The organism is Lutimonas saemankumensis, from assembly GCF_020171465.1.
Classification (GTDB): domain Bacteria; phylum Bacteroidota; class Bacteroidia; order Flavobacteriales; family Flavobacteriaceae; genus Lutimonas; species Lutimonas saemankumensis.
In genome coordinates, this window is sequence record NZ_JAIUZR010000005.1 from 373,245 (window position 1) to 390,050 (window position 16,806).

13 protein-coding genes are annotated in these 16,806 nt (G+C 38.1%); 4 read left to right on the top strand and 9 right to left on the bottom strand.

From position 1 onward, the window contains the following. Positions 1 to 10: 10 nt before the first annotated feature. The 5 genes from LCM02_RS13645 to LCM02_RS13665 all read right to left on the bottom strand — a co-directional run bounded on the left by LCM02_RS13645 (position 11) and on the right by LCM02_RS13665 (position 6,599). Complete coding sequence (locus LCM02_RS13645; protein WP_224931214.1) at positions 11 to 1,633, bottom strand: DUF6029 family protein; 1,623 nt, start codon at positions 1,631 to 1,633, stop codon at positions 11 to 13. A 5-nt stretch (positions 1,634 to 1,638) separates the two neighbouring features. Continuing rightward, the gene (locus tag LCM02_RS13650; protein WP_224931216.1) at positions 1,639 to 2,130 is read right to left on the bottom strand and encodes a TlpA family protein disulfide reductase; all 492 of its coding nucleotides are present in this window, start codon (positions 2,128 to 2,130) and stop codon (positions 1,639 to 1,641) included. A 15-nt stretch (positions 2,131 to 2,145) separates the two neighbouring features. Next, positions 2,146 to 3,171, bottom strand: coding sequence for a DUF3179 domain-containing (seleno)protein (locus LCM02_RS13655; RefSeq protein ID WP_224931218.1), 1,026 nt, complete (start codon positions 3,169 to 3,171; stop codon positions 2,146 to 2,148). 76 nt (positions 3,172 to 3,247) lie between these two features. After that, positions 3,248 to 4,582, bottom strand: a complete 1,335-nt coding sequence (gene rseP / locus LCM02_RS13660) for an RIP metalloprotease RseP (protein ID WP_224931220.1) — start codon at positions 4,580 to 4,582, stop codon at positions 3,248 to 3,250. An 88-nt stretch (positions 4,583 to 4,670) separates the two neighbouring features. Then, positions 4,671 to 6,599: a M1 family aminopeptidase gene (locus LCM02_RS13665; protein ID WP_224931222.1), complete on the bottom strand. Its 1,929-nt coding sequence runs from the start codon at positions 6,597 to 6,599 to the stop codon at positions 4,671 to 4,673. Between the two features lie 148 nt (positions 6,600 to 6,747). Between LCM02_RS13665 and LCM02_RS13670 the strand changes: the two genes are divergently transcribed. The 4 genes from LCM02_RS13670 (at position 6,748) to LCM02_RS13685 (ending at position 10,893) form a co-directional block, all read left to right on the top strand. Further along, a complete protein-coding gene (locus LCM02_RS13670) occupies positions 6,748 to 7,332 on the top strand; it encodes an SCO family protein (RefSeq protein WP_394369946.1) in 585 nt (194 codons plus the stop codon). A gap of 108 nt (positions 7,333 to 7,440) precedes the next feature. Further along, positions 7,441 to 7,668: a FeoA family protein gene (locus tag LCM02_RS13675; RefSeq protein WP_224931226.1), complete on the top strand. Its 228-nt coding sequence runs from the start codon at positions 7,441 to 7,443 to the stop codon at positions 7,666 to 7,668. A 3-nt stretch (positions 7,669 to 7,671) separates the two neighbouring features. Beyond that, a complete protein-coding gene (feoB, locus tag LCM02_RS13680) occupies positions 7,672 to 9,783 on the top strand; it encodes a ferrous iron transport protein B (RefSeq protein WP_224931228.1) in 2,112 nt (703 codons plus the stop codon). A gap of 261 nt (positions 9,784 to 10,044) precedes the next feature. Further along, positions 10,045 to 10,893 carry a porin family protein gene (locus tag LCM02_RS13685; RefSeq protein WP_224931230.1) on the top strand — a complete coding sequence of 283 codons (849 nt, stop codon included), beginning with the start codon at positions 10,045 to 10,047 and terminating at the stop codon, positions 10,891 to 10,893. A 181-nt stretch (positions 10,894 to 11,074) separates the two neighbouring features. On the opposite strand, the gene LCM02_RS13690 is transcribed toward LCM02_RS13685, so the two are convergent. The 4 genes from LCM02_RS13690 to LCM02_RS13705 form a co-directional block, all read right to left on the bottom strand. Continuing rightward, positions 11,075 to 12,985 (bottom strand): DUF3857 domain-containing protein, encoded by a 1,911-nt coding sequence (locus tag LCM02_RS13690; RefSeq protein ID WP_224931232.1) that lies wholly within the window; start codon positions 12,983 to 12,985, stop codon positions 11,075 to 11,077. A gap of 33 nt (positions 12,986 to 13,018) precedes the next feature. Further along, the gene (dtd, locus tag LCM02_RS13695) at positions 13,019 to 13,471 is read right to left on the bottom strand and encodes a D-aminoacyl-tRNA deacylase (protein WP_224931234.1); all 453 of its coding nucleotides are present in this window, start codon (positions 13,469 to 13,471) and stop codon (positions 13,019 to 13,021) included. A gap of 146 nt (positions 13,472 to 13,617) precedes the next feature. Then, the gene (gene rsgA, locus LCM02_RS13700) at positions 13,618 to 14,565 is read right to left on the bottom strand and encodes a ribosome small subunit-dependent GTPase A (protein ID WP_224931237.1); all 948 of its coding nucleotides are present in this window, start codon (positions 14,563 to 14,565) and stop codon (positions 13,618 to 13,620) included. Positions 14,566 to 14,644: 79 nt separating this feature from the next. Then, positions 14,645 to 16,681: a dipeptidyl peptidase 3 gene (locus tag LCM02_RS13705; protein ID WP_224931239.1), complete on the bottom strand. Its 2,037-nt coding sequence runs from the start codon at positions 16,679 to 16,681 to the stop codon at positions 14,645 to 14,647. Positions 16,682 to 16,806 lie beyond the last annotated feature (125 nt).

A 16,806-nucleotide genomic window follows, 5' to 3' on the forward strand; every position in this document is an offset into this window, starting at 1 on the left:
TTGATTTTGATTACAGATACAGATTCATACCAAAGGTCAGTCCGTTAGATTTGGGAACAAATCTACAAACTCCTCCGATACAGATCAGTCCACCCCTTTGCCTTCCATAGTTGAGTGACAACCTGGTTTTCCCTTTTCTATAAGTGGCTCCGGCGTTGTAATAATGAATTCGCTCTGTCTCAAGCTCGTTTCCATAATTGTAGAGGTCATTAACATAAAGGGAAAACTTTCGTAAAAAAGTGAACTCGATTAAACCACCGGCCCAGTTTTTTCCATCATCTTGGGTCCAAAGATGTTCGGCCTGAATTCGTAATTCATTTTTTGCGCCAATGGTGAGGTACGAGTCAAGGGCCAGAATATTGGTATTTACCTTACCTCCGTTGCCTTCTAATGCTGTCTTATTATAATATTGATTGATCCAAAGGAATCTTGTTTTCCAGTTGGTGGACCATTGATTTTTGATCTCAAAATTCAGATCTGAATAGTATTGCTCTCCATAAGCAAGAAACTCACTTGAATACGTTCTGTTTTCAAGATCATAAGTTGCTTTGAGTCCAAACCATGAAGAATAATTGACAGCTAAAACGGTTTGATATTTTGTTAAGAAACTATTCTTCTTTGAAAACCTGTAAAAGGCATCTATTTGTTGGCCAATTTCCCCTGATTTTCCTCCGGATAAAAAAGAAATCTGTGGCTGAGCCTGATATACGTAAATATTTGAAAGGCCCACGTTATGTTGTTTTGTAAGTGCAGGTATATAGTTGACAATTAGTTCATTATAAATATTTCCATAAGCCTCTCTGTCCGTGTAAAAGGCCATATTTTCCAGCCTGCGAAAGGTGCCGTCAATTCCAAATCCTGATTTAAAATAACCAAAATTCAAAGACAACGCATTGCCCGTGAATAATCTGCTGTCAAAAACGTTACCAAATTCGACCAGGGCATCATTCCCTTTATAAATATATTCCAAATGAGAATAAAAGCTGCCGGAGGTATAAATTCCCTTGAGTGAGTAAAGATTCGTAAACTCTGAGAAATCGGGGTTCTCTGATTCGAATTCCTGATACCTGCTAACGATACCAAAATCAAGGTCTATTTTTTTACTAAGATTCAAAAAGGCATTCAATCCCATCAGGCTTCCATCAGAAAGGTCAAATCCGTTTTTCTGTTTTCCCGCAAAACCAGTTAAACGGATCGTTTTAAATTGATAGGCAATATGGGCTCCAAACAGAGCGTTGTTAAGCCCTAGTTGCCTGTCTTCCCAGGACCTGAAACTGAGGCCCTCACTGAACTGATCGAAGATATAACCGGCCTCAATACTGAATTTTTCTTTTTTATATGCAAGTGAAAACAGCGACAAACCAATTTTTTCATTAAAGACCGGAGAATAGCCGAGTAGTGCTTCCTCAATATAGGATTCAAGCTGAACATTAGCACTAAAATCATTTTTAAAATAATTGAAACGCAAATAATTATTCGAGCGAAAATCTGAATCTCCCGGATTGATGATCTTGTCATCATCTGTATAATAGGTCAGGGTCGATTCCAGGCTGCCTGAAAAATTCTCCATGAACTGTGACAAGGCTAACTGGGATCCAAAAAATAAAATGATAATAAAAAGAGGTGCCTTCATTAGTATTATTGCTTTTGAATACTCCTTATCTCCTCATAAAGAACCCGTTCATCTCCGTTAATATAGCCCGTATGCTCGTAAACAATTTTATTCCTGAAAACGATAATCGTATGAGGGATATCTATAATGTTAAAGGTTCTTTTCAGATCTTGGTTCTGATCCAAAAACACTTCAAATGACCATTCATTTCCTTTTAAAAGAGGTACAATTCTCGAGGTTGTGCGGGAATCATCAATTGATATTGCTGCCAGTTTAGAATTTAGCTCATTTTCAATAAGATCCAGATCTCTGTCCATGGCTGAAAGTTCCCTCAGACAAGGTTCACACCAGGTAGCCCAGAAACTTAAGATAACAGGATGATCCTCACTTAATTTGTTTAAGTTCATGCGCTTTCCTTCAAGATCCGACAGGAAAACCGGTGGTAGTTTTTTCTGGGCATGAACTTCAGTGATAAGCACAGAAAAAAGCAAAGTACATATGGAAATGATCTTTAACATATCAGATTCCCTGGATTAATCCACATATGTAAAATCCTCATAAAATTTTTCAAAAGCCCAAAGCAAGGCAAAAAATCCAGTATGAGACTCAAGCTGGTCACCTTCTCTCGGCCCACTTACAGCCTGTCCAAATACATTCCAATAGTTACCATTACTGTCTTTCATAACAGTTGGAAACTCTCCCTGAACGGCCGAGAAGGTTGCATTGGAATCATTGATATAATTTGTAATGTAATGATCAGATTCATTTCCCACTACAAGCGTGTTTACATTTGCAATATTAGGATTGTACAAAACTGTACCATTCTGAAAATCATCATAGTGATAACCAAAAATATTCGGTTCTTTTCCGGGTCTTCTTTCTATAACACCATATACCAGATCACCCTTGGGAATATCATTCTTGGCAAGATTTTGAGCTTGTGCATTGTCATCAATACTTGTATTCGAAAAAACTACGGCATCCGGAAAGTTTTCTTTCACGGTTTTCCAAGGCATCTCAATAAAATTAAAAGTTTCATTGATCTCTCCTTTAAAAGGCCCTTTGATGCATTCAACCAAAATTTGAGACCAATAACTTTCAGTAGCTTCATCCCATAAGATCACATTATCATAAAGCAAATATCCCGAGGCACGTATCACAAAATTGTAAATTTTATAATCACGATTCAATACCAATGCGCTTTGAGTGATAGGGCAATAAGTCATCGAAAAGGAAACCCCTTGCATTTCATCATTCACGGATTCATATTTACTAAGGTATTTATGCGGATAGACTCTTATTTCATCACCCATGCTAATTACGGCAGTCAGCTCTTCATCAGCTATAAAGTCAATATTCCTTACAGGGAAAAGAATCGGGTCCTTGGCCAGGGCAAAAGGCCTTCCCGTTCCGTCAATCAAAGGCAAAGGAAAGGTCCACCCCTCGTTATCGTCATTAGGTGTTCCAAATTCAGGTTGGTCCATAACCGGGTCCGAAGAACTATCGCTGCAGCTGAAAGCCACGAAACCCAGGAGTAATATCAGTAAGGCCTTCTTCATCTTGTTAGAGTTTTCCATATAGACGAAGCGTGTAAAGATTACTTACAAACTACTTTTCAATCCTTGGAAACTTCTGCTAAAACTGACCGGTAAGCCATTTGTAAATATCGTTTCCGTTTGCAAAAAGCAAGAGAGAGATTAGAATGATAAATCCAGTGATTTGGGCATATTCCAAGAATTTATCACTTGGTTTTCTGCCACTTATGATCTCGTATAAGGTAAAGACAACATGACCGCCATCAAGTGCAGGTATAGGTAATAAATTCATGAAACCCAGCATAATTGATAATAACGCGGTAATGCTCCAGAAAGATTGCCAGTCCCATTTTGAAGGAAAGATACTTCCAATGGTTATGAACCCACCAAGCTGGGTGGCACCTTTTTTAGTAAATACATATTTAAATTGTCCCATGTAGTCTTTAAGTGTCCAGTAAGCCTTAGAAAAACCAGGAACAATACTTTCACCAAAACTATATTCCTTGTGCGTCACAGAAAGGACATCTTCCGTGTACACCTGAGGATAAACTCCCAGTTTCTGGTCTTCTCCAGGGGTGATCATAAAAGAAATTTCTGATCCATCTCTTTCAACGGTCACCTTAATTTCTGTATTTTCAGGATTATTTCTGACAACGTTCGTAAACTCATCCCAGTAGACCATGGGCGTATCATTAAGAGATCTTATGATGTCATTCTTCTGCAGGCCACCCTCAGAAGCAGGTGAACCGGGTATTACACTATCGAGTACGGCATAAATTCTGGGTTGAAACGCATCCCTGTTCCCTGTTTTCCACATTTGTAAGCCCACATCTTCGGGCAGATCGATCACCTCATTATTGCCATCCGCATGTTCCACCTCAATATTTTGTACATCTCTTAAAAACAGAAATTTGTTGATATCAAGAACATTTTCAGGTACCTCACCATTGACTTTTAGAATTTTGTCTCCGTCTTTAAATCCATATTCTTTAAACAGGTCAGATACATAAAAACCAGTTTTTACATCTTCAGGAGCCACAACATCATTACCCCAGGCATTCAACATCATGATGTAAATGAAAATACCAAGAATGAAGTTAACCGTGACCCCACCCAACATGATGATCAATCTCTGCCAGGCAGGTTTGGTTCTGAACTCCCATGGTTTTGGAGGTTGGGCCATCTGCTCCTTATCCATACTTTCATCGATCATTCCAGAGATTTTCACATAACCTCCTAAAGGGATCCACCCTATTCCATAAACAGTTTCTCCAATTTTCTTCTTGAATAAAGAAAATTTGTAATCAAAGAAGAGATAAAATTTCTCAACTCTTGTTTTAAATAATTTAGCAGGAATAAAGTGGCCCAATTCATGAAGAATGATGAGCAAAGACAAGCTTAATAAGAACTGAGCAATTTTTATATAGGTTTCCATCAATGAATTTCAAAATTTTTTGGACGACAAATGTACACTTTATGCACAATATTAAGAAATCAGAAAAATGAAATAGTTGTTAAATTAACTATTTTTTCAGAATTGTTTTCCGCATTGTACCCTGATCGGTCTCAATAACCACTAAATGAACTCCGAATTCAAGACCTTGCATACTAATTCGGGATGATGGATCTTCCTCTTCCATCATTTTCTCCCCCAGCACATTATATATCGTTAATTTCTCTATTTGAACGATTCCATTTGTTCCAATATTTAAGAGATCCGCCACAGGATTAGGATAGATGGAAATCATATTTTGAAGACTCTCATCATCCAGGCCCAAAACGGCATTGTTATTTTTTGATATCAAATGATAATCCGGATCAATCTCAACCGATATAGCCCTGAAATCAAGCTGAGCGCTAAACATCTGGTCATTTTCCGATACCTCGAGCCTGAGTTTCTCAGTTTCCCCAAAAGGCCCGGTAACCGTAACCGGCACAGGCATTTCAAAAAAAGAAACGGAAGGGTGCGATTGCTCCTGGCGAATTCTTATATTCAGGATCAGGTCTGATTCCTTTTGACTCCAGATTGCTTCATAGGTAGGATAGCCTTCACCATAATACCAGTCTTTAAAAAATTCTTCAAGTTCCTTGCCGCTTGATGCTTCCAGATGCCTCTGAAGATCTGAGGTCACAGCATAGGAAAAGGCAAGATCAGGGTCTTTGAGATAATTTTTAATTCCGCTGAAAAATGCATCATCTCCCAATTTGTAGCGGAGCATATGTAAAATCATTGCTCCCTTTCGATAAGAGAGCCTGCCGTTGAATATTCTGTTTACCGAGGTGGTGTCATTAACAAAGGTGGATCCTGCGGTGCTCTGTGTTACCTGATCCACAACGAACCGTCTCCATTGTTTGAAGGTGCCTTCCCCGTCAAAGTTTTCATAAACCAGTCCGTCAAGGTAGGTGGCAAATCCTTCATTTAACCAGATATCCTGCCAGCTTCCGCAAGTGATCTTATTTCCAAACCACTGGTGAGCCAGTTCATGCGCGATCAGGCCTCTGCTCCAGGAGCCCATAAAGCTCATGGTGGTGTGTTCCATTCCTCCTCCCCATCCAAATTGGGCGTGCCCGTATTTTTCATCAGCAAAAGGGTACATTTCAAAAAGCGCGTTGAACAGGATCATAATATCAGTCGTCACCGCTGTTCTGGTCCTTGTTGCTGAAAGATCTTCGGGATAAACATAATTGACGATATCAAAATCAAGGCTTTTGGGATTATCCTTATATACACTGTAATTGGTGACGGCAATAGCAATAAGATAAGCCGGAATAGGATGCTTATGTCGCCAGTGAGTTATTGTCGTGCCAAAAATCCAGGGTTTTTCAGACATGAGTAAACCGTTTGATGCCGCCTTATACTGAGAAGGGTGCTGTATAAAGATGTCAACAGAGTCTATTTTGTCTATAAGGTCCTGTTTACACGGCCACCATCCTTTGGCTCCATAGGGTTCAGATAAGGTCCACAAGACGGGAACATTGGACCCATGGGTGCTTATTTCAAAGGAACCGAAACCTGAACTTACAGGATTGCCTGAATATTGAATTGAAAGGGAGTCTAGTTTTTTTGCACGAAGTGTTGCAGGAAACTTTACGATAAGTTCATCATTGTTGTTTTGACTGAATATAAGATCTTCTCCTCTTTGCTTAACAGCTGAAACCTTCATATTGTCTGCAAGATCAAATACAATTTCTTCCATGTCAGCATTAGCCGTAAAATGCGTTGTAACTTCTCCTGAAATTTGTGCAACGGCAGGATCCACATTCCAATAGAGCCTGTGGTAATTAATATCGTAATTAACCGTTTTGGGATTCGCCTTAAAAGCGATTTTTTGGGTTGCATTCTTCATCTCATGCTTTGATATTTCATTTAAATAATCAAAACTTGGAAGATCTTGCTGACCATATCCCAAAACAGAAAATAATAGAAGTACAAAGCGTAGAAAATACTTCATATAGATTATTTTTGTAACTGTTAGCAATTTTTCAGGAATCCCAAAGATACAAATTATGTATTTAATAGAATTTTTTAAAAAATCGAAATCAACCTTCATATTTCTATTTTTCTTTTCGATTGTATTTGTGCCGATTTTGTATTTTTTGGTGAAGCCAAAAACGGAGCTTCCAGTCTACAATCCTGTAGATGTGAATCCGAGGCTCGTGGCTGATGAAGTAAAACATATTCGTCGGGATCATCGCATTAGTGAATTTCATCTGATTAATCAAAACGGAGATTCCATTACGATGGAGGATTTTGAGGATAAGATCTACATCGCCGATTTTTTCTTTACACGATGCCAGACGATCTGCCCCATTATGGCAATAAACATGACCGAGTTACAGAACCATTATAAAGATGATGCCGATTTAAAATTTCTTTCTCATTCTGTAACCCCTGTGATTGACAGCGTACCTGTACTTAAGGCTTATGCAAAAAAGAATCGTGCCATAGATGGAAAATGGGAGATAACAACGGGTGATAAGGCTCATATTTATGAATTGGCAAGAAAATCCTATTTTGCTGTTTTGGATGAAGGAGATGGAGGAGATCAGGATTTTATTCATACTGAGCAGTTCGTTCTGGTGGATAAAAAAAAGCAGATCAGAGGGTTCTATGATGGTACCGACTCACGTGAAATTGAAAGGATCATAAAAGATATTGAGATTTTGAAGTCCGAGGAAAATTAGGTCTTTTCCCATGTGATACTTTAATTTGAGGTTTGGTGATAATTATCAGTTTTAAACGAAATTTTTTGCGTAATTTCGCATTGTATTTATAATTAATCTAAATAAAAATTGAATACAAGTATTGCAAACTTAAAGGTTGGTGAAAAGGGAATGATACAGGAAATATCTTTAGAGAAAATTCCCTTGTCCCTGCTGGAGATGGGATGTATGCCGGGAGAAAGTGTGGAGCTGATCCAACGTGCACCTCTTAAAGATCCGCTGTACATCCGTGTTAATGGAAGCCACCTCGCAATACGAACAGAAACCGCCGCTCAAATTCTGATCACCAAAGAATAATTCATGCCAGAACATAAAGCCATAAGAGTAGCTTTAGTTGGTAATCCTAATACAGGAAAAACCTCGCTTTTTAATCAATTGACAGGCTTGAATCAAAAAGTCGGCAATTATCCTGGTATTACGGTTGATAAAAAAGTCGGGAAATCACAGTTGGGAAAGGATGTGACCGCCTCTGTAATAGACCTTCCTGGAACATACAGCATCAACCCCACCAGCATTGATGAAAATATTGTGCTTCAAACGTTGTTGAACCAGGATCATGATGATTACCCGGATGTGATCGTGGTGGTAGCTGATGTCGAAAATATCAAACGAAATCTTTTATTGTATTCTCAGATCAAGGATCTTCAGATTCCTACCGTGCTGGCAATCAATATGGCGGATCAACTCTCTCTGAAAGGTGTTGAAATAGACCTTGACGGCCTGAAAAAAGAGCTTAAAAGTGAAGTTGTGCTTATCAGTGCCAGAAAAAATCAGGGAATCGATGATTTAAAGAATGTACTGGTTCATTACAAAAAACTTAATACTTCACCTCTGGCACGAATTTCAAGCAGGATTGATAAGGAGTATTTTGAGGAAATGGATTCGGCTATTTCGGGTTTATCGCTCTACAAAACCTGGTTGTACATAACACAGATGCAGGAATTTCCAGGATTGACCGAAAAGGAAATAGAAATAATTGAAAATTATAAACTGGACAGGGATAAACTGAAAAGGTATCAGCATAAAGAAACTATATTTCGATATCAGCAGATTAACTCCATCCTAAAGAAAACATATTCGGTAGATCGTTCCAAGGCAAAAGACCTCAGAAGTCGCCTGGACCGTATCCTGACGCATCGCGTCTTTGGATATTTGATCTTTGCCCTTATTCTAATGGTGATTTTTCAGTCTATATTCGACTGGGCCAATGTACCCATGGATTTTATTGATGGTTTTTTTGCTGAATTGAGTTCAAGAACACAGCAATGGCTACCCGATGGAAAACTGTCGGACCTGATCAGTCAAGGCGTAATACCGGGTATTGGGGGCATTGTCATTTTTATTCCTCAGATAGCGATACTCTTTTTATTTGTTTCCATACTGGAAGAGACAGGCTATATGAGCCGCGTTGTATTTTTAATGGATAAGATCATGCGCAGATTTGGGATGAGTGGGAAAAGTGTGGTCCCGCTGATTTCGGGAACGGCCTGTGCTATTCCGGCAGTAATGGCTACAAGAAACATAAGTGGGTGGAAGGAAAGATTAATTACCATTTTAGTTGTTCCTTTCGTGACATGTTCTGCGCGTCTTCCGGTATATGCAATCATCATAGCCCTGATAATTCCTGATAACAGGGTCCTTGGAATATTCAGTTTGCAGGGAATGACCTTGCTGGGATTATATCTTTTAGGTTTTTTGATGGCTATTGTTTCAGGATATATACTTCACAAAACACTTAAAGTAAAAGGAAAGAGTTTTTTTCTGATTGAGATGCCTGACTATCAGTTGCCCTCAATGAAAAACGTAATTTTAACGGTCATTGAGAAAACAAAGGCTTTTGTTTTTGGAGCCGGAAAAATTATTCTGGCCATATCGATCATTTTATGGTTTTTAGCTTCGAACGGGCCTTCATCTTTCGATACGGCTGACAAAGATTTTCAGGAGACCTATGTCTCTAAAGAGAATCGCAATACAGGTTATGAAGAGGCTCTGGCATCATATAAACTTGAGAATTCCTATATTGGAGTGATGGGCAAAAGTATAGAGCCGGCGATTCGTCCCTTGGGTTATGACTGGAAAATTGGAATTGCCCTTATTTCATCATTTGCGGCGAGAGAAGTTTTTATTGGAACCCTTGCTACGATATACAGCGTGGGAAACGATGATGAGGAGCAATCTACTATTAAACAGAGAATGTCTGAAGAGATCAATGAAACTACCGGGGAGAAGCTTTTTAACCTGCCGGTGGGGATGTCCTTACTGGTATTTTATGCTTTTGCCATGCAGTGTATAAGTACCCTGGCTATTGTCAAACGGGAAACCAACAGCTGGAGGTGGCCCTTGATACAGCTTATAGGGATGGGATTAATAGCTTATTTCGCTTCATTTATCACATTTTCAATTTTAAATTAAGGCCCATGACTGAGGATATTCTTATTTATGCTTTGGTGTTTCTTGCCGTTGCAATTTTGGTCAGAAGGTTCGTTCCAAGGAGGGGCAAGAATAAGAATGACTGTGATTCTGATTGCAATTGCTCCTGAATAATTTGGTTTTCACTAAAGTTTCTTTAGGTACTTTTAATGATTTATGGATTATTTCTATATATTTAGTCTGCTTTTAGCAGAGGCTGGTCTTCTGTTATTAATCCAAAATTAAATCAATATCTAAGTTTATATGAAAACTATTACCTCAAGATTATTTCTTTTTTTACTCGTTATTTTTTTAATTGAAACCACGATTGCACAGGTTAAAATAGGTGCCAAAGCCGGTTATAGTATCGGAAGAATTACGGATGACTCGGACAATATCTACACAAAAGATTATGAGTCTTCTTCGGGAGTGGATTTAGGTGTATTTGCAGAATTCCCTGTTTCGGATTTATTTTCGCTTCAACTGGAAGTTTTATACACCCAAAGAGGCGGGGAAAGGACAGGTCTGCAACCGATTCCTACAGCCGCTTTAGAAGATTTTGGTTCTATTGTACAATTGAATTACATGCTTCATTTACAAGGAAAAGCACCAGTTACTGACACAAATCCACTTTATGCGGATTTTAAGAATGTTTCTGAACTGCGATACATAGAGATTCCCTTTCTTGGTAAACTCGGATGGGGAGACACCTGGAGATTCTATGTAGAAGCAGGGCCCTATATTGGATTTTTGGCGAGTTCCACTCAAAAAACCAGTGGTACCAGTTTGATAACTTTGGATGCTCAGGGTACAGATCCTTTAAGAGTGTTGAACCCTATTTATGATCCTTCGGACCCTTCAACAGGTGCGCTGTGGGTTCCGGTACCTCCACAGGATTTTACTGCCGAAACGGACACAAAAGAAGAATTGAATGCCTATAACGTTGGATTTCATGCCGGAAGTGGATTGATTCGGAAGATCAATGAAAAGCATGAAGTTTTTGTGGGCTTCAGGGGCTCGTGGGGTGCACGTCCGATTCAAAAAGATGAAGTTTTTGGAAAAAGCCATGTAGGAGGGCTCGTCTTTTCACTGGGCTATGCCTATACTTTATAGAAATAAAAAAGAGTGGTTTTCCCACTCTTTATTTAATATGCAACTGCATTGGCTGATGTGTCTTTTTCATAACGTGTCTTTTGAAAATCCGAGACTGATATTTTGCCGTATTTTAGGGATTGTGATGTGATATCATTATGAAATAATATCACAATTAATGCTGTAAGTACATAGTACTTTCTCATAATTGTTGATTTTTGGTTAGTGCGATTTTTAAATGATCAAGTTGGTGAATTTTTTTTCTGAATTTTCGATAAGCCTCATAATCAGATGCAGGGTAGGTTCCTTGTTTGATGTGAAGGGATCGTTTATAGAGAAGAGCATTATCATTGATTCTTTCGATCTGTATGGAATAATTTCCAAACTTCGTTTCCAGGGACTGAGGGTTACCCATGGCCTCGATTATATAATTTGAAGGAAGGTTAATTGTGACCTCATCGGTATCAACATAACCATATTTTATTTCAAGAGGAAGTTTACGGTTTCTGATTCTTTTCGGAACACTGGAGCTTGTATTTACTATATTGAGCCTGACTAGCATTTTGTTTCCGCTGTTAACCGAATAATTTTCAGCTGTAAAATCAATTCGTTCAATAAATTTAGCCTCGGAACTTAGATTTTCGACTTCTATTGATCCAAGGGAAACATTATTGATCTCATCAAAAAAACTTTTGTAATATTTCTTTTGATCATCAGGGTCCAGATAGGCGATACCATAGTGATCATCATATTGGATTCCTTCACTCTTGATTTTTAGCGAGGCTTTTATGTTGCCATTGTTTTGAATGCTTAATTCACCCGAGATAAACTGTGTGTTATCCGAATCCTTGTATTTTTTAGTTCTGACGATCTTACCACCTTCCTCTGTTACAATAAGAACATCTCTGTCATCAGTGAATGACCCTATATGACCAAAAGGAGCCTTTTGATTTGTACATTCAAGCCAAATTGTATCTTTCGCTCCAGGTACCATCAAAATAGCATGATTTCCCTGAATCATGGCTAGATCACGATCAATATGCCTTTTGTCGTCAGCGTAGAGAACCGTATAATAGGAGGGAACATCAACAGCTTTTAAGAGTGCCATAGTGTAATTTGTAAGCGCCTTGCAATCACCATATTTTAATCGATCTACTTCGCTGGCCTTCATAGGCTTCCATCCGCCAATACCGATCTGAACACTTATGTATCGGGTTCTGCCCTGCATATAATCATAGACGATCTCAGCTTTTTTTACAGGGTCTTTAATTCCTTTGACGAGAGCCTTAACTTCAGAAACCGCATTTTCAGGTAGCAGGTCACGACCTTTCAATAGTCGTTCATTCATCCAAAATCCGAATTCTTTCCAGTTACTGGCCTCCCCATTCTCACCGGCCAGATTGAATTTGTTTGAAGCGAATCTTGTATGAGGAACAATTTCATTGATCAGAGGGCTTAATGGTTCATAATCATAAGCCTTAAGATTTGATATGGAATAGAAAAGATGTCCCTCACTTGATTGATTTTGAATTCTGTGTCCTTGATGATTGAAATCTTTTACATTAATGTTTATGTCTTTAGGGTATCTAAGGGAATAGCTGCTGTACTGTGAACTCAGATGGTGTTTATGAATAGGGTACCACGAGGGTAAAAAAGCCGTATTCGAGGTAACTGATACGTATTCGTACTCTATGGTATACGGATATGAAACAGGGTCGTACTCATAATAAAGTGATCGGTCATCGCTGTAAAGACTTATTCCGTCATAAGAAGAGATATCTTCAAAATCAGATTTTTTTACTTTTTCAAGTAGTGTTCCATCTGCAGTTAAAATTTTGGCGGATACTTTTTGCAGTTTGTTAAAGTCATCGAATGGGATATCTATTACGGCATCATTGTCTCCATATTTGTTCATCACCGTTATAGCTGTTTTGAAATGCAGGATCATTTTAGATTGACTCAAAATTTCCAGATCTGCTTTTTCATATCTGATCACAGAATGTGCATCTGTTTTTAAGCTGTCAGGGATTCGAGACACATTTAAATCAATGGATTGAGCGTTGGTTAGGGAATAAAGAAATAAAAAGAGTAGTAGGTTTAGTTGATTTTTCACGCAATTAATTTGATGTTAGATAATTATTTTGAGTCATTGTTTGAATTCTGTATCAATAATAATGGTTACTGGTCCATCATTCACTAACTCAATCTTCATATCAGCACCAAATTGTCCTGTTCCGATTTTTTTGCCTAACAAATCCTGAAACGTTTGAATAAAATCCTTGTAAAGGGGAATGGCAATATCGGGATTTGCGGCCTTGATATAAGAAGGCCTGTTTCCTTTTTTTGTACTTGCCATTAAGGTAAACTGGCTGACAACAAGAGCGTCACCTTTCACATCTTTTAAGGATAGGTTCATGACGTCATTTTCATCATTAAATATCCTTAGGTTCGTAATTTTTTTGCTTAACCAATTAATATCATCCTGGTTGTCTGTGGATGTTATCCCAAGAAGAACAAGAATTCCACGATTAATGGAACTTATGACCTCACCGTTTACTTTGACGGAAGCTTGTTGAACTCTCTGGATGACAGCTTTCATAAAATGGTCTCAGGTTGGTTAGCAAATAAAAATAAAAAACGAATACATCACTATGATTATTGTCATAAAATATTAAAAAAAAATAAAAAAATTAACAGTAATAGTGAACAAATTTGAACAAAAAGGCCTTATGTGGCAATTATATTTTAAATATCATAAGAGTTCGTTCGATAACTCTCTTCCTCACCTTCAATCATTTGCAGGTAACTTCTGTAGCGAGATTTTGCTATTTTCCCTTCATTTAATGCCTCCTTTACCGCACATTTTGGCTCGTTTACATGCAAACAATTATTGAATTTACAGTGGTGTTTTAATGCAAAGAATTCAGGAAAAAAATCGCTGATCTCGTTTTTTTCAAAGTCTACGATCCCAAAACCCTTGATTCCCGGTGTATCTATAATATAACTTTCGGGTTCAGTTGGCAAAGGGAACATTTCTGCAAATGTTGTAGTATGCTGGCCCTGCTTGTGTTGTACACTTACTTCAGCCGTCTTTAAGGAAAGTCCCGGGTGAATCACATTAATAAGGGAAGATTTTCCCACTCCTGAATGACCTGAAAACATGCTGGTTTTCCCTAACATAAGATTTTTTACAAGTTCGATATTGGTTTTTTCAAGTACTGAAATTTCAACACAGTTATAACCTATCTCACTATAGATTTTAATCAGTTTATTTTTCTTTTCCTCCAGATCCCCGTCGATCAGGTCCATCTTATTAAACAACAAAACGGCTTCAATGTCATAAGCTTCTGCAGTTGCCAGAAACCTATCTATAAATGCCGGGAAAGTAGGAGGATTGTCAAGGGTAACAAGAAGAAAAGCCAGATCAATATTCGCAGCAATAATGTGTGTCTGTTTAGATAGTTTGACAGATTTTCTGACGATGTAATTTTTTCGATCATGAATACGAGTAATGATACCCGTGTTTGAATTTTCTTCCAATTCAAAATCAACATGATCCCCAACGGTCAAAGGGTTTGTACTCTTGATTCCTTTGGTCCTGAATTTTCCTCTGATACGGCATTGAAACTGTTGATGCTTTTCAGTCCGAACCCAGTACCAGCTTCCTGTTGATTTTATGATTACACCTGTCATTGATCCTAAAGTTAAGAACAATAAGGACCAGAATCAATTAGCGATACCGGTCCTTATTCCATTTTATATTCTCAAATGCCTAATTTTCATCCGGCAATGTGGTAAAATCCTCGGCATACTGAAGCATTTGACCCGCAAAACTTTCAGGCTGTTCAACAACAATATCAGTGATTTCTCCGTTTTCATCCATTTTAGGTACCAAAACCGGATTGATAAAACCGGAATAAGGAGCGGATTTGAATTTGCTGTTTCTTTCAAGAATTTCTTTGTGCAATTCCTGATCTACTTTTACCCCGTAAGTTTCAACCAGGGCTTTTCCTGCTTCAAAGTCACCTTCAGATTTTATTCTCTGAATTTCCCTTAATAATTCACCAAATAGGGCCCTTAATTTTTCATAGTCATTAACCTTAAAGTAGGTTTTGCCGTCTTTTGTTATTTGTTCAATAACGTTGTCTTTACTACCTTTTTCCATAGCCCAGGCAGCAACCAGCTGACGATTTCTCATATGGGCCTCCTCAATGTCATCACCTAAGTTCAATCGGATAAGCTGGGTCATTAAACCATTTCTGATATATCCGTCATAAGCTGCCTTACCAATTCCAGCCGCATCAGGAGAAACACCAATTTCCACCAACTTGGTATCAGGTAAATAATAGAGGCCAACAAGGTCGGCTCTTGCTTCTTCAAGTGTGGAAGAATAGTTTTTTAGTGTTTCTTTTGGAGTGCCTACTCCGGGATTCAACTGTCCGCTGGCATGCCCGATTACTTCATGAAGTGCTGTATGCAATTTATCAGCTAGTTGCCCGTATTCTTCTTCGAATTTAATTTCATCTTCATCATAGGCAAATTCTTTAAGTCTGCCTGAACTTCCCGCATTATTATATGCATGTATTATATTTCCGAGTGAAACCGATTTAGATCCATGCTGTTCTCTTATCCAGTTGTTATTCGGCAGGTTGATCCCGATAGGGGTAGAAGGCGAGGCATCTCCGGCTTCACCGGCTACATTAACAGTTTTATAGGAAACACCTACTACATTCTTCTTTTTATGAGAAGGGTCAAGAGTAGAGTTATCCTCAAACCACTGAGCTTCTTTTGCCAGGGCGGCCATTTTTTGAGACATTTCAAAATCTTTTATTTGAACCACCGTCTCGTAGGAACCTTTATAACCCTTTGGGTCGTTGTAAACTTCAATAAATCCATTTATATAGTCTATATCACCGTCTGTCGCTTTTGCCCAGACAATATTGTATTCATCCCAGGTTTTCAAATCTCCTGTCTGATAGTATTTTATCAATAATTCCAGCCCTTTCACCTGTGCTTCGTTTTCAGCGACTTCCTTGGCTTTTTCCAGCCAGAATATAATTTTATCAATAGAAGCCCCGTACATTCCTCCGCTCTTCCAGACTTTCTCCACGATTTTACCATTTTCCCTGACTAATTTTGAATTTAAACCCTTTTCAATAGGTTGATCAGCATCAACTTCCATGGCATTGTAATAGGCACTTACATCTTCAGCTGTCAGCTCGGGGTCATAGAAATTAATGGCTGATCCCTTTATCAATCCAGTCTCGTCATTCAAATTCACCTTTTTACGATCCTGGTCGTTGAAAATAACCTCTAAAGCTTCTTCCTTAAGCTCGGTTCCCGTTGAATTCATTAATTCCTTTAAATACACTTTTGAAAATCCGGGTTTAAACTTATCATTCGCATAATGATGATGTATACCATTAGAAAACCAAATCCTTTTTAAATAGACCTCAAAATTTTTCCAGTCATCAGAATTTTTATCCCCTTGGTAATTTTTGTAAATATTTTCCAGAGCTCTTCGAATACTCAAATTATGTCTATAATTCTGGTCATACATAATGTCCCTCCCTGAGAGGCCAGCCTGAGTAAGATAGTATACATATTTTTTTTGCTGTAAAGAAAGCTGGTCAAAACCAGGAACCTGGTATCGTAAAATTTTTAGATCGGCAAACTGTTCTGATACATATTCAAAGGATTCAGCTTTTTTTACTTCCGCATTTTGAATATCGTTTACGTCTTTTTGTTTTTCACAGGATACTACAAGCATCAGCGCCAGTAATAAACTGAATAAATATCTGGTTTTCATATAATTTGATTTTGTTTTTATTGTCTAGTCAAATTTAGAGAAAACCTGAGGTTTTACCAAACCAAACAATTATATTAACTAACTGATATATAGATAAATAAATATTTAATTATTATATTTGATCT